We start from the raw sequence: 17,932 nt of genomic DNA on the forward strand, positions 1-17,932 counted from the left end.
CGCCGGACGTCCGGGCGGCCACATGCATGAAGCCGCCTTCCGGCAGTGCCGCCCGAGTTTCCGTGGCGGCATGTGGCGGGAGGCGGCTTCCGTTCTCAGTACACGACGACGCCGCGGATGCTTTCGCCGCGGGTCATGAGGTCGAAGCCTTCGTTGATCTTCTCCAGCGGCATGGTGTGGGTGATCAGGTCGTCGATGTTGATCTTGCCGTCCATGTACCAGTCGACGATCTTCGGCACGTCGGTGCGCCCGCGCGCCCCTCCGAAGGCCGAGCCGATCCAGCGCCGTCCGGTCACAAGCTGGAACGGCCGGGTCGAGATCTCCTGCCCCGCCGCCGCCACGCCGATGATGGTGGAGACGCCCCAGCCCTTGTGGCAGCATTCCAGCGCCTGGCGCATCAGCGTCGTGTTGCCCACGCATTCAAAGGAATAATCGGCGCCGCCCCCGGTCAGCTCCACCAGATGCGCCACCAGGTCGCCCTGCACGTCCTTCGGGTTGACAAAATGCGTCATGCCGAATTTGCGGGCCATGGCCTCGCGCGCGGGGTTGAGGTCGACGCCGATGATCTTGTCGGCGCCCACCATCCTGGCGCCCTGGATCACGTTCAGGCCGATGCCGCCCAGGCCGAACACCACCACGTTGGAGCCGGGCTCCACCTTGGCGGTGTAGATCACGGCGCCGATGCCCGTGGTGACGCCGCAGCCGATGTAGCAAACCTTGTCGAAGGGCGCGTCCGGGCGGATCTTGGCCAGCGCGATCTCCGGCACCACGGTGTGGTTCGCGAAGGTCGAGGTGCCCATGTAGTGATGAATCGGCTTGCCGCGGCAGGAGAACCGGCTGGTGCCGTCCGGCATCTGGCCGCGCCCCTGCGTGATGCGGATCTTCTGGCAGAGATTGGTTTTCTGGCTCAGGCAGTAATCGCATTCGCGGCATTCCGGCGTGTAGAGCGGAATGACATGGTCGCCGGGGCGCAGCGTCTTCACGCCGGCGCCGACCTCCAGCACCACGCCCGCGCCCTCATGCCCCAGGATGGCTGGAAAGATGCCTTCCGGGTCCGCGCCGGACAGCGTGTACTTGTCGGTGTGGCACAGGCCGGTCGCCTTCACCTCAACAAGGACCTCGCCTTCCCGCGGGCCTTCCAGATCCACCTCTTCCACCACCAGAGGCTTGCCTGCCTCCCACGCAATCGCCGCACGCGTCTTCATGGGGAACCGCCCTCCCTTGCAACAAACCCGGTCTTCAGCTTAGCGCATCGGCCAGCGCCGATCAGCAGTCAACTCGGCATGGACCTCGGTCGTTGCCGATTGCGCTTTACCTGCCGCCGTCATCTGTCTCATCCTTGGCCGGCCGCTTGCAGTCTGCGCCCGTGCCGCATGAACCGCCGGAACGCAGCCAAAGGCAAGCCGGAACCAACAAAAGGAGTGAGGAAATGTCTGATACGATCAGGCTTCATCCTGCAGTCGATCATGGATTGCCCGCAGCCTCCCCGAGCTTTTCCGGCGGAACCCTGGTTTGCCGCTGCTCGGACCGTCCGGTGAAGGTCCGCGTTTCCACCCAGGTCGCGCATGACCATGCCTGCGGCTGCACCAAATGCTGGAAGCCGGATGGCGCCATCTTCTCCCTTGTCGCCGTGGTTCCGCAGGACAAGCTGGAAGTTGCCGAGAATGGCGACAAGCTGGCTGTCGTGGACACAACCGCCGCGATCCGCCGCTATGCCTGCACCGCCTGCGGCGTCCATATGTATGGCCGCATCGAGAACCAGAAGCATCCCTTCTACGGGCTGGATTTCGTCCACCCCGAGCTTTTCCAGGAGAATGGCTGGGCCCCGCCGGAATTCGCGGCCTTTGTGTCCTCCGTGATCGAATCCGGCGTCAGCCCTGACCGCATGTCCGGCATCCGGGCGCGCCTCAGGGAGCTGAACCTGGAACCCTATGATTGCCTTTCGCCTCCCCTGATGGATGCCATCGCCACGCATACGGCGAAGGCCGCGGGGGTGACGCCGCGCTGACGCCGCACGTAAACCCGGGGTGGGCGCCGGGGCGCCTGCCCCGAAGCGCCTTTATTCGACGATGAGCTTTCCTGTCATGTTGCGTTCCTCCAGTCCCCGCACCCGAAAGGCATAGCTGCCGGTGCGGATGGGCACGAAGAACACCTCGACCTCTCCCGCGTCATCGAAATCCAGTTCCTCCAGCACCGGCGTCTTGATTTCCGTTTTGCCGACGACGACCTGGCGGATCCACACATTGCGCCAGAACTCCGGCGCGACGAGGTTGTATTCACGCCGACCGAACGCGCCAATGCGCCAGCGGTAGTAGCGGCCCGTTTCCAGCTTGTATTCACGCTGGGACATGGAGAAATCATCGCCTTCCGACCCCATCATCAGGGGCGGCAGTTGCTGCGCCCGGGTCGCCAGGTCGCCGCGCGCCAGGGCGTTGCCGGACAGCAGCGCGATGCCGCCCCCCACGGCAAGGGACAGCAGCAGGCTTCGCCGGTTCTGGGCTTGGGCCATGGACATTTTCCTCCGTCATGATGTGCCGTCTTCAGCGCGGCCCATCATCCTGCCTGGATGCCGATCCGGCATTCAAGTGCCGGCACCGGCCCGGCCGTTTATCCCGCGTCGCTTGCCAGGCTGCCCAGTTGGTCGGGGCCCTCAACGGTCCTTGCGGCAGGATCATCCCCGTCCGGCGCCGGACCCATCGCCTTGCGGACCAGCGGATGCAGCGCCTCGCCTTCCTCCTCCGCGGCCAGCACCTGCAACGCATCGATCATCTTCGGTGTCCAGAAGGCGTGCAGATGGTCCCGCACGCCGGCGATGGCATCCGCCTCGGGATAGGCGGAAAAGAAGACCGCGATCTGGTTGGCCATGCGGGCCAGCTTGCCATCGCTCATGCCACCCTCTCCACCGAGCCGGCCCCGGCCTCATTCCGCCGCATCGGCCGACCTTTCGATGCGCGTCAGCGCCGTGTCCTCCAGGAAGAAGCGCGCCTGCCAGTCCGACGGGCGGTTGGTGCGCCGCACCTGCACCGCCGTCACCTTGTATTCGGGGCAGTTGGTGGCCCAGTCCGAATGGTCGGTGGTGATGACGTTGGCGCCGGTCTTGGCGTGGTGGAAGGTGGTGTAGACGACGCCCGGTTGCACCCGCTCCGTGATCGTGGCGCGCAGAGCGATGTCGCCCGAGCGGCTTTCCACCGAAACAAGGTCGCCCTCGGCGATGCCGCGGGTTTCGGCGTCGAAGGGATGGATCTCCAGCACATCCTCCTCGTGCCAGCGGCTGTTGGCGGTCCGCCGCGTTTGCGCGCCGACATTGTACTGGGACAGGATGCGGCCGGTGGTCAGGATCAGCGGGAAGCGCGGGCCGGTGCGTTCCTCCGTCGGCACGAATTCGGTGAGCATGAACTTGCCCTTGCCGCGCACGAAGCGGTCCACATGCATCATCGGCGTGCCGAGCGGGGCCGCCTCGTTGCAGGGCCATTGCAGGGAGCCCGCCTCCTCCAGCTTGGCGTAGCTGACGCCGGCGAAACTGGGCGTCAGCTGCGCGATCTCGTCCATGATCTCGGATGGGTGGCTGTAGTTCATCTCGTAGCCAAGCGCGCGCGACAGCGCGATCGTCACCTCCCAATCCGCCATGCCGCCCAGCGGCGGCATCACCTTGCGCACGCGGCTGATGCGCCGCTCGGCATTGGTGAAGGTGCCGTCCTTCTCCAGGAAGGAGGAGCCGGGCAGCAGCACATGCGCGTATTTCGCCGTTTCGTTCAGGAAGATGTCCTGCACCACGACGCATTCCATGGCCGCCAGCCCGGCGGTGACGTGCTGCGTGTCGGGATCGGATTGCGCGATGTCCTCGCCCTGGATGTAGAGGCCCTTGAAGTGGCCGCCCACCGCCTCGTCCAGCATGTTGGGGATGCGCAAGCCTGGCGCGCCGCGCAGGGTCACGCCCCACAGCGCCTCGAAGCTGTGGCGCGTGGCATCGTCGGCGACATGGCGGTAGCCGGGCAGTTCATGCGGGAAGGAACCCATGTCGCAGGAGCCCTGCACGTTGTTCTGCCCGCGCAGCGGGTTCACCCCGGTTCCCTCCCGGCCGATATTGCCGGTGGCCATGGCCAGGTTCGCCATGCCCATCACCATGGTGGAGCCCTGGCTGTGCTCGGTGACGCCGAGGCCGTAATAGATCGCGGCCCGGCCGCCCATGGCGTAAAGCCGCGCCGCCGCCCGCATCTCCGCCGCCGGCACGCCGGTCAGCTCCTCCACCGCCTCGGGCGAGTTGCGCTCCTGGGCGATGAAGCGGGCCCAGTTCGCGAAATCCTCCAGCTCGCACCGCTCGCGGACATAGCTCTCATTCACCAGCCCTTCCGTGACCACCACATGCGCCAGGGCGTTGATCAGGGCGACATTGGTGCCGGGCCGCAATTGCAGGTGGTGCTCGGCGCGCACATGCGGCGCCTGCACGAGGTCGATCCGCCGCGGATCGGCGACGATCAGCCGCGCCCCCTGCCGCAGCCGCTTCTTCAGGCGGGAGGCGAAGACAGGGTGCCCGTCCGTCGGGTTGGCGCCGATCACCAGCACCACATCGGCATGCTCGACCGAGCGGAAATCCTGCGTCCCGGCAGAGGTGCCGAGGGTCGCCTTCAGGCCATAGCCGGTGGGGGAATGGCAGACGCGGGCGCAGGTATCGACGTTATTGTTGCCGAAGGCGGCGCGCACCAGCTTCTGGACCAGATAGGTTTCCTCATTGGTGCAGCGCGAGGAGGTGATGCCTCCCACGGCGTCCCGGCCGTAATCGGCCTGGATGCGGCGGAACTCGGCGGCGGCGTGGCCGATCGCCTCTTCCCAGCTCACCTCGCGCCAGGGATCGGTGATGCGGGCGCGGATCATCGGCTTGCGGATGCGGTCCCGATGCGTGGCGTAGCCCCAGGCGAAGCGGCCCTTGACGCAGGAATGCCCTTCATTGGCGTGCCCGCCCTTGTAGGGCACCATCCGCACCACGGTGGAACCTTGCATCTCCGCCTTGAAGGAACAGCCGACGCCGCAATAGGCGCAGGTGGTGACAACGCTGTGCTCGGGCTGGCCCAGCTCGATGATGCTGTTCTCGGTCAGGGTCGCGGTGGGGCAGGCCTGCACGCAGGCGCCGCAGGACACGCATTCCGAGCCGAAGAAATCCGCCCCCCCCGCCGAGACGCGGCTGTCGAAGCCGCGTCCTTCGATGGTCAGCGCGAAGGTGCCCTGGATGTCCTCGCAGGCGCGGACGCAGCGGTTGCAGACGATGCATTTCGACGGGTCGTAGGTGAAATACGGGTTGGATGTGTCCTGCGGCAGCGTCAGGGGGGATTCCGGATGCACATGGTTGGCGCCATCCATGCCGTAGCGCACATCCCGCAGCCCTACTGCGCCCGCCATGTCCTGCAACTCGCAATCGCCATTGGCCGAACAGGTCAGGCAATCCAGCGGATGGTCGGAGATATACAGCTCCATCACGCCGCGCCGCAGGCGGGACAGGCGCTGGCTGCTGGTGTGCACCACCATTCCCGCCTCGGCGGACGTGGTGCAGGAAGCGGCGGTGCCGCGCCGCCCCTCGATCTCCACCAGGCAAAGCCGGCAGGAGCCGAAGGGCTCCAGCATGTCGGTCGCGCACAGCTTGGGGATCTTGGTGCCCATCAGCATGGCCGCCGCCATCACCGAGGTGCCGGCGGGCACGGTGACGGGCTGCCCGTCGATGGTCAGCGTGACCTGGTCAGGGTTGTGGCGGAGCGGCGTGCCGTAATCGGTTTCCTTGATCAGGGGCATGTCCCGGCTCCTTTCATTCGGCGGCCACCGGCTGCTGGGCACGGGGTGTGAAATCCTCGGGGAAATGGTGGATGGCGCTGAGCACCGGCAGCGGCGTCAGCCCGCCCAGCGCGCAAAGCGAGCCATCCGTCATCACCTCGCAAAGGTCATGCACCAGCGCGAGGTCCTGTTGCGGATGGTGCCCGGCGATCACCTTGTCCACGGTTTCCATGCCGCGCACGGCGCCGATGCGGCAGGGCGTGCATTTGCCGCAGCTTTCGGCGGCGCAGAACTCGAAGGCGAAACGCGCCTGCCGCGCCATGTCCACGCCATCGTCGAACACCACGATGCCGCCATGGCCGAGCAGCCCCTTGGCGGCGGCCAGCGCCTCGTAATCCACCGGCAGGTCCAGCATGGAGGCCGGAAAATAGGCGCCCAGCGGGCCGCCCACCTGAACCGCGCGCACCGGGCGTCCGCTGCGGGTGCCGCCGCCCAGATCCTCCACCAGTTCGCGCAAGGTGATGCCGAAGGGCAGTTCGAGCAATCCGCCATGCCGCACATTGCCGGCCAGCTGCACCGGCAGCGTGCCGAGGGAGCGGCCCATGCCCAACGCCGCATAGGCCTCGCCGCCCCGCGCCATGATCCAGGGCACGGCGGCGAAGGTCAGCACGTTGTTGACCAGGGTGGGGCGACCGAACAGGCCCTGGATCGCCGGCAGCGGCGGCTTGGCGCGGACTACGCCGCGCTTGCCTTCCAGGCTTTCCAGCAGCGAGGTTTCCTCGCCGCAGATATAGGCGCCAGCGCCGATCCGCAGTTCCAGCTCGAAGGCCTGCCCGCTGCCCAGCACGGAGGGGCCCAGCACCATGGCGTCGCGGCCGATGCCGATCGCCTGGCCCAATATGCCGGCGGCCAGCGGATATTCGGACCGCAGATAAATGAAGCCCTTGGTGGCGCCGGTGGCGAGGCCGGCGATCACCATGCCCTCGATCAACGTGAAAGGATCGCCCTCCATCAGCATGCGGTCGGCGAAGGTGCCGCTATCCCCTTCATCGGCATTGCAGACGACGTATTTGCGGTCGGCCTCCGCCAGGCGAACGGTGTTCCACTTGATGCCGGCCGGGAAGCCGGCGCCACCGCGGCCGCGCAGGCCGGACAGCTTCACCGCATCCACCGTGGCCTCGGGGCCGGCGGCGATCGCCGCCTCCAGCCCGGCCAGCCCGCCGGCCGCGCGGTAATCCTCCAGCGAAAGCGGATCGATCAGGCCGCAGCGGGCGAAACTCAGCCGCGTTTGCCGCGCCATCCAGGGCAAGGCTTCCGGCGGGCCGAGCCGCAGCGGATGCGCGGCGCCATCCAGCAGGCCAGCGGCCAGCAGCCCCTCCACATCGGCCGGCCGCACCGGGCCGTAGCCGATACGCCCTTCGGGGGTTTCCACCTCCACCAGCGGCTCCAGCCACAACATGCCGCGCGAGCCGGTGCGGATGATCCGCACCACCTGGCCGCGCCGCGCCGCGCCTTCCTCGAGCGCCTGCGCCACGGCGGCGGCACCAAGCCCCTCGGCCACGCTGTCACGCGGCACGTAAAGGCGGATCATGACCCCGTCCCTTCCAGCATGGCTTCCAGCGCCTGCTCGTCCACCCGCGCCAGCGGGCGGTCATCCACCAGCGCGGCCGGGCCATTGGCGCAGAGGCCGAGGCAGAACACCGGCTCCAGCGTCACGCGCCCATCGGCGGAGGTTTCGTGCCAGTCCACGCCCCAATGGTGGCGCAGCCGTGCATGCAGGGCCTCGGCGCCCACCGCCTGGCAGGCCTCGGCGCGGCAAAGCTTCACCACATGCCGCCCCGGCGGCTGGCGACGGAAATCATGATAAAAGGTGAGGCAGCCATGCACCTCGGCGCGGGACAGGTTCAGCGCCTCGGCCACCAGCGGCACCGCCGCATCGGGCACATGGCCGAACTCCGCCTGCAATGCGTGCAGGATTGGCAACATGGCGCCGTCGAGTTCGCGGAACGCATGAATAACAGCTTCGGCGCGGTGGCTGTCCCACGCCTGCCCAGCCCGCATGATGGGCATCCTCCCGCCATTTTCCGGCAGCGAAGCACCGCCCTGGGGCAGGATCAATCAAGTGCTTGGGTGAGTTGACAAAAATTCCTTGTTGAACGCGCCTTCGGCCGCCAGTCCCTGGGCCAGCCGCAGCAGCGCCGCGACGCTGGGCAACATCGGGTCGCGCTGCGGCACCACGAGGCCGATGCGGTGCGTCACGGCGGGCTCCGTGATCGGGATGCAGCGCACGGAACCAGGGCCCGCCGCATCGGCGAAGGCCGAGGGCATGATGCTGGCGCAGATCCCGGCGCGGACCTGTTGCAGCAGCAGCAGAACGGAGTTGGATTCCACCGCCGGCGGCCGGCGGCCGGCGCCGAGATGCTGGTCGATGATGCGCCGGTTCTGCATGTCGGGCGTCAGCAGGCACAGCGGCAGCGCCGCCGCCTCTGCCCAGCTGACCGAGGCGCGCCCGGCCAGGGCGCCGTCTGGCGCCACCAGCAGGCAGTAATGCTCGTCATACAATGGCAGGGTGGCCACCCGGCCCAGCGGCTCATTGTCGAGATAGGTGATGCCGGCATCGATCTCGAGGTCGCGCAGGCGGAGCAGGATCTCGGCCGAGGTGGCGGAATGGATGGTGAAGCGCACCGCCGGGTGCCGCGCCATGAACGGCCCGGTCAGCGTGCCGATCCGCGGCAGGGCGGTGGGCACCGTGGCCAGGCGCAGATGGCCGCTCAGCCCTTCGCGGAAGCCGCGCAGTTCCTGCTGCATGGCGCGGGCGTCACCGACGATGCGGCGGGCCCAGTCGAGAACGCATTCGCCTTCCGGCGTGAAGCCCTGGAAGCGGGAGCCGCGCCGCACCAGCAGGACGCCCATCCGTTCCTCCAGCTGCTTCAGCGCGGCGGACAGGGTCTGCTGGGACACGCCGCAGGCTTCGGCGGCGCGGCCGAAATGTTGCTCCCGCGCCAGGGCGAGCAGCAATTCCAGGCGGTCGATCATGCCGGCCGGCCACTCCTCATGCCTGCACCAGGGCGGCGCGCAGCACCGCCGGCTCCCGCCGCGCCGCGGGCGGCACGTCAAGCAACGCCGACAGCGTTCCGGGCCGCGCCGTCAGCACTGCCACGCGGCCGGCGAGCTCCGCCGCATCCTCCAGCGCATGCGTCACCAGCACGGTGGTGGTGCGGCCTTCCGCCAGCAACTCCGCCAGCAGCGCGCGGATCCGGCCGGCGCTTTCGGAATCCAGGGATGCGAAGGGCTCGTCCAGCACCAGCAGCTCGGGCTGCACGGCCAGGGCCCGCGCCAGCGCCGCGCGGCGCGCCATGCCCAGCGACAATTCCCCCGGCAGGCGCGTCGCCCACCCCTCCAGCCCCACCCGTTCCAGCAGCGCTTCCGGGCGTGGCGGCGGCAGGCCGGCGGCGGCGGCGACCATGCGGAGATTGTCGGCCAGGCTGCGCCAGGGCAGCAGGCGCGGTTCCTGGAACACCATGCCGATGCGGCGCGGGCGGTGATGCACGCTGCCCTCGAAGGCGGTGTCGAGCCCGGTCAGGATACGCAGCAAGGTGGTCTTGCCGCAGCCCGAGGGGCCCAGCACCGCCGTCACCGAGCCGGTGGGGAAGTCCAGCGCGACATCGCGCAGCACTTCAAGCGGCGGCCCTTCGGCGCGGGGCTGCGCCTTGCGGCGGATGCGCAGCTCAAGCGGCGGCATGGCGCCAGGCCCTTGCCCGCTTCTCGGCGGGCCGCAGCGCCACGGCCTCCACCAGCAGCATCACCCCGGCAAAGGCCAGCGAATAGGCCAGCAGCCCCGCCACGTCGAACAGCTGGAAGCGCAGATGCAGCTCGAAGCCGACGCCGGAAGGGCGGCCCAGCAATTCCACCACCAGCACCACCTTCCAGACAATGGCGAGGCCGGACCGCGCCGCCGCCGCCAGAAAGGGCGCCAGCTGCGGCAGCACCACCTCCCGCAGCCGCATCAGCGGGCCGAAGCGGTACAGCCGCGCAACCTCGTCCAGCGCCGGATCGAGGGCACGGGCGCCTTCGCGCACCACCACCACCACATTGGGCAGCTTGGCCAGAGCCACCGCGCCGATCGCCGCCGCCTCGGTCTGCCCGAACCAGATATAGGCCAGCAGGATCACCACCAGGGCCGGGATGTTGAGCAGCAGCGTCACCCAGGGATCGGCCACCGCGCCGGCGGCGCGCCAGCGGCCCATCGCATAGCCGAGCGCGCTGCCCAGGATCATCGCCAGAAGAAAGGCGGCGACGACGCGCCCCAATGTGGCGGCCAGCGCCGGCAACAGGGCGCCCGCGGCCAGCTCGGACCGCAGCGCCGCCAGCACGGCGGGGGGCGCCGGCAGGGCGCGGTCCTGCAGCATCGCCGCCAGGCCCCACCAGAGCGCCAGCAGCAGGGCGGAAGACAGCCAGCCATACATCGCGCCGCGGCTCATGGGACGCGGGCCAGGGGGCGCCGCCGATCCGCAGCGGCCCGGAAGCCGCCACACCATGCCGGATCGCCTGAAGCGATGGGGGGAACCAGGCGTCCGCCCGGCCGGCGGAGCGTCACGCCAAGCCCCGCCAGAAGGTGCCGGGCACCAGGGCCGGGGCCGGGCCCAGCAGCCGGGCGCCGCCCTCCCTTGCCAACACGGCGTAAAGCCGCGCCGCGTCCGCCTCCTCCTCGGCCACCGGGCGGCGTGGGATGCCGGCGCGGAAGCGGTCCCGCAGGCGCAGGAACACGGCCTCGGATTCGGCGCGCATCAGGGGCCGCAGCGCGTCCCACTCGGCATCGGATTCCGCCAGGATCGTCTTGGCGGCGGCGCTGGCGCGGCGATAGCCGGCCAATGCCGCCGGATGGGCCTCCGCCCATTGCGTGCTGAAGACGGCGCCGATCATGGCAACCGGCGCGCTGGCGCCGAGCGCCATCTCCACCGCTTCCATGGCGAGGAATTCGCGCATGCCTTCCGCCTCGGCGCGGGCGGCGAAGTTCCAGTACAGCAAGGCCGCGTCCAGCCCGCCCCGGCGCAGCGTCTCGCCCAGAAGGGGCGGCGCGCCGAACACCGGCTGCGCCTCGGCGGCGAGGTCGATGCCCTGGCGGCGCCCATGCGACAACAAAAGCAGCCAGGCCTTGTCCAGCGGCCCTCCCGACACGCCGATGCGCCTGCCGCGCAATTCCCCCAGCGTCGCCACCGGCGAGCCGGGCCCCAGCATCAGCGCGGCGATGGAGGTGGAAAAGGGCAGAAAAGCCAGCGGCATCCCTTCGGCCCGCTGGCGCGACACGAACAGCCAGTCGCCGACCATCATGTCCACCGTGCCGGCCAGCAACGCCACGCGGGTCGCCTCGGCCGAGGCGAATTCCACCACCTCGATCCGCACCCCCTCGGCATCCGCCAGCTTGTGCCGGGCGATGGTGTCCAGCTCCCAGGACACCGTGCCGAAGCGCAGCGTGCCGATGCGCAGCACCGGCGGGGAAGCCTGGGCCCGGCAGATCAGGAAGGGCGCCGGCAACAGGGCCAGCAGGGCCTGGCGGCGGGAAGCCCGCATGTCAGGAAGCCTTGACGGCATGAATGGCACGGAGGGTCACCGGGTTCCGCGACAAGCCGGCACCCATCCGCCCTGTTCCACCCTGGCGAGGATGGCCGCCTCCGGACCGGAAGGCGATCCGTCCAGGAGCAGGCCGGCTTCGCCTGGACGGCGGCGTGGCGGGCCCGGCCACCGGCAACAAAGCCATGCGGCGCATGAACCATTCTCCCTGATGGCGTTCCCGGCAACGGCCATTCCGGGGCCCGGTGCGGCCGGAGCCGGGGCGCCCGTTTCCGCCCATGATCCTGGCGCCGTTGATGGCGCGGCGCAATGGCACCGGCATGGCCGTCCGCCGCCGGATGCAGGGCCATGCGGGGGGGGCGGCCCGGCGGCCGGCCCTGCCCCGCGCTCAGTCTCCGGCGATCAGTTCCCGGATGCGGACCGCCAGCACATCCATCGAGAAGGGCTTGGTCATCACATGCATGCCGGGCGCCAGGCTGCCCTCTCCCAGCACCGCGTTCTCGGCATAGCCGGTGATGAACAGCACCTTCAGCCCGGGGCGCGCCCGGCGCGCGGCATCGGCCATCTGCCGCCCATTCATGCCGCCGGGCAGGCCAACATCGGTGACCAGCAGATCGATCCGCGCGGCGGAGCGCAGCACCTGCAGCCCCGATGCGCCATCCGCCGCCTCGATCGCCGCATAGCCCAGCTCCTCCAGGATCTCGGTGATGAGCATGCGGATGGTGGGCTCGTCATCCACCACCAGCACCGTCTCGCCCGAGCCCGTGCGCGGCGCCATGGTTCCGGCCGGCTGATCCGCCATGTCGGCCTGTCCCAGATGGCGCGGCAGGTAGAAGCAGACGGTGGCACCGCCGCCCGGCTCGGACGCGATCCGCACCTGCCCCCCCGATTGCCGCACAAAGCCATAAACCATGGACAGGCCGAGGCCGGTGCCCTCCCCCATCGGCTTGGTGGTGAAGAAGGGATCGAAGGCCTTGGCGATCACGTCCTCCGTCATGCCGCCGCCCGTGTCGGCGACGCAAAGGGAAACATACCAGCCCGGCGACAGCTCCAGATCCTGCGCCGCCGCCTCGTCCAGCCAGCGATGGCCTGTCTCGATGCTGAGGCGCCCGCCATCCGGCATGGCGTCGCGCGCATTGATGCACAGGTTCAGCAGCGCGTTCTCCAGCTGGTTCGGGTCCGCCAGCACAGGCCAGAGATCGGGCGCCGCGATCGTCCGCAAGGTGATGGCCGGCCCCACGGTGCGCTGGATCAGCTCCTCCATTCCCGCGATCAGCCGGTTCATGTCGGTCGGGCGGGGATCCAGCGTCTGCCGGCGGGAAAAGGCCAGCAGCCGGTGGATCAGCGCCGCGGCCCGCCTGGAGGCCCCTTCGGCCGCCTTGACGTAGCGGCCGACCTCGGCGTGGCGGCCCTGCGCCAAGCGGGTGCGCAGCATTTCCAGGCTGCCCGTGATGCCGGTCAGCAGGTTGTTGAAATCATGCGCCAGCCCACCGGTCAGCTGGCCCACCGCCTCCATCTTCTGGGATTGGCGCAACTGTTCCTCCAGCTGGCGCTGGCACGTGGTCTCGACGGCGACGCCCAGGCGGCGATGCGGTCGTCCTTGCATGTCAAAATAGGTGTGGCCGCGTGACAGCACCCAGCGCACCGAGCCATCCGGGTGGCGGATGCGGTATTCCAGCTCCAGATCCCCGCTCGCCTCCCGGCCGTTCTTCAGGACCGCGCGCAGCCTCGGCAGGTCGTCGGGATGCACATGCGACAGGAACACCTCCCGCATCACGCCGGCGGAACCCTGGACCGGGTCGATGCCATACAGGTCAGACACCGCCTCGTCGCAATAGATGCGGTCGGAAACAAGATCATAGGTCCAGGCGCCGATGCCGTTCACCGCGCCCATGGCCAGCCGGGCGAAGTCTAGCGAATCCTTCAGGGCCTGGGTCCGCTCCGCGACCTGGCGTTCCAGGCTTTCGTTCAGCCGAGCCAGCTCCTCCGCCGCCTGCCGGCGCGCCGTGACATCGGAGGCGGCGCCGAACCATTCCCGGATCGTGCCGGCCTCGTCCAGCACCGGCACGGCGCGGGACTGCACCCAGCCGACGCCGCCATCGGCGGTGCGCACCCGGTGCTCCACCTCCAGCGGCGAGCGGGTGCGGATGGCCTCCCCGATCGCCGCCAGCAGAGCCGGGCGATCCTCCGGATGCAGATACGCCTCCTGCCAGCAGGCCTCGTTGTCGTCATCGGGCAGGAACTGCTTGCCGCTGAGCCGTTGCAGCACGGACCAGTCGGCGTTCATGACATAGATGGCGTCCGAGGAAGCCTCAACCAGGGCGCGCAACCGCCTTTCGCTGGCTTCCAGGGCGGCGGTCTGCCAGGTCCGCTCGGTGACATCCACCCCTTCCAGGAAGATCCCCGCCACCTGGCCCGCCGCATCGCGGATCGGCTGGTAAACGAAATCCAGGTAGCGTTCCTGAAGCTCCCCGTCTGGCACGGCCTGCACGGCGTAGCGGGCGCCGCGGGCGGTATAGGTGCGGCCGGTGCGGTACACCTCGTCCAGCAGGGTGAGGTAGCCCTGCGCCACCACGTCCGGCAGGGCCTCGGCCACGCTGCGGCCCAGGACCGGGCGGTGCCCGATCAGCTGGTGGAAGCCGGGATTGGCCAGCTCGATGCGATGCTGCGGCCCGGACAGCAGCGCCATGAAGGTCGGGGCCTGCTCGAAAAGCTGGGCGAAGCGCTCGCGCTCGGCGGTGCGCTCGCGCACCTGATCGGCCAGCAGGGCATTGGCTGAGGCCAGTTCCCGCGCCGCGATCACCCGCGCCGTGGTTTCGGTGGTGAAGCACAGCACCCCTGCCACCGCCCCGGCATCGTCATGCAGGGGGGAGAAGGAAAAGGACCACCAGGTTTCCTCCGGCACGCCATGGCGCTCCATGACGATCTTCATGTCCTCGAAGCGGCTGGTGCCGCCGGCCAGCGCCTTTTCCGCGAAAGGCCGCACGGCTTCCCACACATCGCCCCAAAGCTGCCGAACGGGGCGGCCCAGTGCGTGGCCGAGCCGCGGCCCCAGGATGGGGCGGTAGGCGTCGTTGAAGAAAAAGGCCAGTTCGGGGCCCCAGAGCAGGTACATGCTTTCGGGCGAGTTCAGCATCAGGCTGAGCGAGTTGCGCAGCGCTACCGGCCAGCCGGCCGGATCGCCCATTGGCGTGGCCGTCCAGTCATGCGTCCGGATCGCCGCGCCCATCTGGCCACCCCCGGCCGGAAGCCATCCTTTCTGCGGCATGGATCAGCGGGAAAGGCGCGGAAGCCGGCGGCGGCCGGGCTCCGGATGGGTGGTCGCGGGGGTGCGGGGCAACATGGTCAGCATCTAGCACTGACAAACGCGCCCACACAGGAAAAGACACAGGCCCCGCCGCGCTTTGGCGAAACGCCCTTCCGGGTGCCGGAGGGGAAGGGAATGGTTGGAGCGGGGCACCGGCCCTACTTGCCGGCTGCCCCACGCCCCGGATCGGCGCGCGCCCTACCCCTTCGCTCCCATGGTTCGGCCCCCTGGCCGGGGGCATGATCCGGGGCGCGCCCATCGGGCCGCCCCGGCTCGTGCTCAGACCTCCCGCGCCTGCGGCTGCCGCATGCGGGACAGGAGGCGGTAGGCCGGCGGCGCCAGCAGGCCCACCGCGGTGATGGCAAACAGCACCAGCGCGATCGGACGCCCGGCGAAGCCCGCGACCACGCCATCGCCGAAGATCAGCAGCGACTGCTTCAGGCTTTCCTCGACCATGGCCCCCAGCACCAGGCCCATGATCAGCGGCGCCGGCGAGAAGCCGATGCGGCGGAACAGGAAGCCCAGGATGCCGAAGCCCATCATCAGCCACACATCGCCCATGGACTGGTTGGCGCCATAGGCCCCGATCACGGACAACACGAACACCGCTGGCCACAGCAGCGAGGCCGGGATCAGGCTGATCCGCGCGAACAGCTTGGCGGCGCCGAGGCCGATCACGAGATACAGGATATTGGCCGCCAGCATGGAGGCGAACACGGCGTAAAGCAGCGTCGGCTGCTCGGTGAACAAGTGCGGCCCCGGCCGGACGCCCTGCACGATCAGCCCCGCCAGGATGATCGCCGTGGTGGCACTGCCGGGAATGCCGAGCGCCAGGGTCGGCACCATGCAGCCGCCGACCGCGGCGTTGTTCGCCGCTTCCGGTCCCGCCACGCCCTCGATCGAGCCATGGCCGAATTCGTGCTTGTGCTTCGACCAGCGCCGCGTCTCGTTGTAGCCGATCAGCGCCGCCGCGGTGGCGCCCAGCGCCGGCAGGACGCCGACCAGGGTGCCGATCACGCTGCCCAGCCAGATGCTGCGGTTGCATTTGCGGAACTCGGCACGGCCGGGCACCCGCACCGCGTCCATCTTCAGCAGGGTCGGCTTGCCCATCTGCTGGGTGGCCTGGTCCAGCATCTCGCCCACGGCGAACAGCCCGATCAGGGCCGCGACGAAGGACACGCCGTCGGTCAGGTCGTAGAAGCCGAAGGTGTAGCGCTCGACCCCCGTGGTCAGGTCGATGCCGACCGTCGCCAGCAGCACGCCAAGGGCGGCGGCGATCAGGTTCTTCAGCGGATTGTCGCTGCCCACCGCGGCGCACATGGACAGGCCGAACAGCGCCAGCGCCAGGTATTCCGGCGGGCCGAAATTATAGGCGGCACGCGACAGCAGGGGTGCCGCGATGATCATCACCACCACGCTGAAGATGCCGCCAATGGCGCTGGCCACGGCGGACATGCCGAGCGCCATGCCCGCTTCCCCGCGCTCGGCCATCTTGTAGCCTTCCAGCGCGGTGGCCGAGGCCGACGGGTCGCCGGGCGCGTTCACCAGGATCGCGGTGATCGAGCCGCCGAAATTGGCCGCGCAATAGATCGAGCCCAGGAAGGCCAGCGACACCACGGGATCCAGCCCGAGGGTGAGCGGCAGCATCAGCGCGATGGTGGTGCTGCCGCTGATGCCGGGCAGCGCGCCCACGGTGATGCCGATCAGCGTGCCGGCAAGGATCATGAACACGACAAAGGGATCGCCCAGGCTCGCCATGCCGCCGAGAAAGGCTTCCATGCGCCGTTTTCCCTCAGCCGAACAACAGGTCGCCGAGCAGGCCGCCCGGCAGGGTGAAACGGAAGACGCGCACGAACAGCAGCCAGATCGTCACCGTCACCAGCGTGGAACTGGCCAGCAGCACCATGATCCGCCGTTCGCCCCACAGGCGCCCGACGATCACGGGAAACAGGAACAGCGCCGGCAGCATGCCGATCAGCCCCAGCAGCGGAAAGAATCCAAGGCAGGCCGCCAGCGTCCACCAGGTGCAGGAATGCACCTCCGGCAGCACCTCCTCCTCGGAGGGGGGGCTGGCGAAGAACAGGAACACCGACAGCGCCAGGATGATCAGGCACACCAGGCGCGGGAATTCAGCCGCGCCCAGTCCTTCCATGAGGGAGGCCGGCATGCTGTCAAAGGTGAAGGTGAGGCCAAAAGCCGTCATGGCGAAGGCGGCGAGGCAGAGCGCGGCCCAGCGGTCGCGCCCAAGGCGGCGTGGCGTTGCCATGCTCATCGCGTCACGCCCAGCTCCGCCAAAGCCTGCTGGCTTTCACGGGAGAAGCTTTCCAGCTGGGCCTGCCATTCCGCCCGGCCCGCGACGCTGTCCGGCGCCTGGCCCGAGGTCTTCAGGTAGTTGGTGAAGGTCGGCCCACGCAGACCCTTGAGCATCCCTTCCTCAAGCCGGGCGATGCGGTCCTCGGGCGTGCCCTTCATCACCGCGTAGCCGCGCGTCGTGGCGGCGACGAAGTCGATCTTCAGCTCGCGCGCCGTTGGCGCATCGGGCAGGGAGGACATGCGCTCGCGCGACAGCACCATCAGCGGCCGCACCTCGCCGGCGCGGATCTGCGCCTCGCCCTCGGCGAAGTTCAGCAGCCCGACATCGATGTTGCCGCCAACCAGGTTGACCACGATGTCGCCGCCGCCGCGGAACGGCACGGCGGTGGGCGGGCGGATGCCGGCGGCCTTGGCGAAGCCCGCCGTCGCCACATGGTCGACGCTGCCCACATGGGTGATGCCGAAGCGCAGCCCCTTGCTTTTGCCGGCCGACAGGAACTCGTCGATATTGGCGAGCGGGCTGTCGGCGCGCACCATGACGACCTGCGGGTCCTCGGTGGCGCGGGCCACGGCGACCAGATCCTCGATCTGCGCCGCGGTGCGGCTGCGCAGCATCGTGATCAGGTGGGTCTGCGTCAGCAGCAGAACGGTGTGGCCATCCTTCGGCCGCTGCGCCGCATAGGCCAGCGCCGCCGCGCCACTGCCGCCGGTCTTGTTGACCACGATCAGCTCGGTGCCGAGGGCGGCCGCCGCATCCACCGCCGTCATGCGGGCGGTGATGTCGGTGCCGCCGCCGACGCCGGCATGCGTCACGATCTCGATCGGGCGGGAGCCGAACGCCGCCTGCGCGCGCAGGATGGACGGCGCCGCCAGCATGCCCAGCCCGGCCGCACCCAGCAGCACCGCGCGGCGCCCGGGGCGCAGGCTCCCCCCCTCAACCAGGCGGTGAACCAGACTTCCTTCTTGCATTGTTTCCTCCCA

At 69.3% G+C, this 17,932-nt stretch carries 15 protein-coding genes; 1 reads left to right on the forward strand and 14 read right to left on the reverse strand.

All coding sequences use genetic code 11. From position 1 onward, the window contains the following. Window positions 1-95 precede the first annotated feature (95 nt). Complete coding sequence (locus F0Q34_RS09775) at window positions 96-1,205, reverse strand: S-(hydroxymethyl)glutathione dehydrogenase/class III alcohol dehydrogenase (protein ID WP_149812016.1); 1,110 nt, start codon at window positions 1,203-1,205, stop codon at window positions 96-98. 224 nt (window positions 1,206-1,429) lie between these two features. Here F0Q34_RS09775 and gfa point away from each other — a divergent pair, with 224 nt between their 5' ends. Beyond that, entirely contained in the window at window positions 1,430-2,008 is a 579-nt protein-coding gene (gene gfa / locus F0Q34_RS09780; RefSeq protein WP_149812017.1) for an S-(hydroxymethyl)glutathione synthase, read from the forward strand. Between the two features lie 51 nt (window positions 2,009-2,059). On the opposite strand, the gene F0Q34_RS09785 is transcribed toward gfa, so the two are convergent. From F0Q34_RS09785 to F0Q34_RS09845, 13 genes are all read right to left on the reverse strand, one after another. Then, entirely contained in the window at window positions 2,060-2,509 is a 450-nt protein-coding gene (locus F0Q34_RS09785) for a cupredoxin domain-containing protein (RefSeq protein WP_149812018.1), read from the reverse strand. A gap of 98 nt (window positions 2,510-2,607) precedes the next feature. Further along, window positions 2,608-2,889 carry a formate dehydrogenase subunit delta gene (locus F0Q34_RS09790; RefSeq protein WP_149812019.1) on the reverse strand — a complete coding sequence of 94 codons (282 nt, stop codon included), beginning with the start codon at window positions 2,887-2,889 and terminating at the stop codon, window positions 2,608-2,610. Between the two features lie 30 nt (window positions 2,890-2,919). Beyond that, window positions 2,920-5,781 carry a formate dehydrogenase subunit alpha gene (gene fdhF, locus F0Q34_RS09795; RefSeq protein ID WP_149812020.1) on the reverse strand — a complete coding sequence of 954 codons (2,862 nt, stop codon included), beginning with the start codon at window positions 5,779-5,781 and terminating at the stop codon, window positions 2,920-2,922. Window positions 5,782-5,794: 13 nt separating this feature from the next. Next, complete coding sequence (locus tag F0Q34_RS09800) at window positions 5,795-7,351, reverse strand: formate dehydrogenase beta subunit (RefSeq protein WP_149812021.1); 1,557 nt, start codon at window positions 7,349-7,351, stop codon at window positions 5,795-5,797. After that, window positions 7,348-7,821, reverse strand: coding sequence for a formate dehydrogenase subunit gamma (locus F0Q34_RS09805; protein WP_149812022.1), 474 nt, complete (start codon window positions 7,819-7,821; stop codon window positions 7,348-7,350). Before F0Q34_RS09805 ends, F0Q34_RS09800 begins: the two co-directional genes overlap by 4 nt. Before the next feature lie 57 nt (window positions 7,822-7,878). After that, window positions 7,879-8,796 (reverse strand): LysR family transcriptional regulator, encoded by a 918-nt coding sequence (locus tag F0Q34_RS09810; protein WP_149812023.1) that lies wholly within the window; start codon window positions 8,794-8,796, stop codon window positions 7,879-7,881. Between the two features lie 16 nt (window positions 8,797-8,812). Further along, a complete protein-coding gene (locus F0Q34_RS09815; protein WP_149812024.1) occupies window positions 8,813-9,502 on the reverse strand; it encodes an ABC transporter ATP-binding protein in 690 nt (229 codons plus the stop codon). Next, complete coding sequence (locus F0Q34_RS09820; RefSeq protein WP_241665417.1) at window positions 9,489-10,241, reverse strand: ABC transporter permease; 753 nt, start codon at window positions 10,239-10,241, stop codon at window positions 9,489-9,491. Before F0Q34_RS09820 ends, F0Q34_RS09815 begins: the two co-directional genes overlap by 14 nt. A gap of 112 nt (window positions 10,242-10,353) precedes the next feature. Then, a complete protein-coding gene (locus F0Q34_RS09825) occupies window positions 10,354-11,331 on the reverse strand; it encodes an ABC transporter substrate-binding protein (RefSeq protein WP_149812025.1) in 978 nt (325 codons plus the stop codon). Window positions 11,332-11,719: 388 nt separating this feature from the next. Continuing rightward, entirely contained in the window at window positions 11,720-14,560 is a 2,841-nt protein-coding gene (locus tag F0Q34_RS09830) for a PAS domain-containing protein (protein ID WP_149812026.1), read from the reverse strand. Between the two features lie 357 nt (window positions 14,561-14,917). Beyond that, a complete protein-coding gene (locus tag F0Q34_RS09835) occupies window positions 14,918-16,417 on the reverse strand; it encodes a tripartite tricarboxylate transporter permease (protein WP_149812027.1) in 1,500 nt (499 codons plus the stop codon). A gap of 13 nt (window positions 16,418-16,430) precedes the next feature. Beyond that, window positions 16,431-16,904 (reverse strand): tripartite tricarboxylate transporter TctB family protein, encoded by a 474-nt coding sequence (locus tag F0Q34_RS09840; RefSeq protein ID WP_161600819.1) that lies wholly within the window; start codon window positions 16,902-16,904, stop codon window positions 16,431-16,433. Window positions 16,905-16,906: 2 nt separating this feature from the next. After that, a complete protein-coding gene (locus tag F0Q34_RS09845) occupies window positions 16,907-17,920 on the reverse strand; it encodes a Bug family tripartite tricarboxylate transporter substrate binding protein (protein WP_149812029.1) in 1,014 nt (337 codons plus the stop codon). Window positions 17,921-17,932: the final 12 nt, after the last annotated feature.

Source organism: Teichococcus oryzae, from assembly GCF_008386565.1.
Taxonomy (GTDB): domain Bacteria; phylum Pseudomonadota; class Alphaproteobacteria; order Acetobacterales; family Acetobacteraceae; genus Pseudoroseomonas; species Pseudoroseomonas oryzae.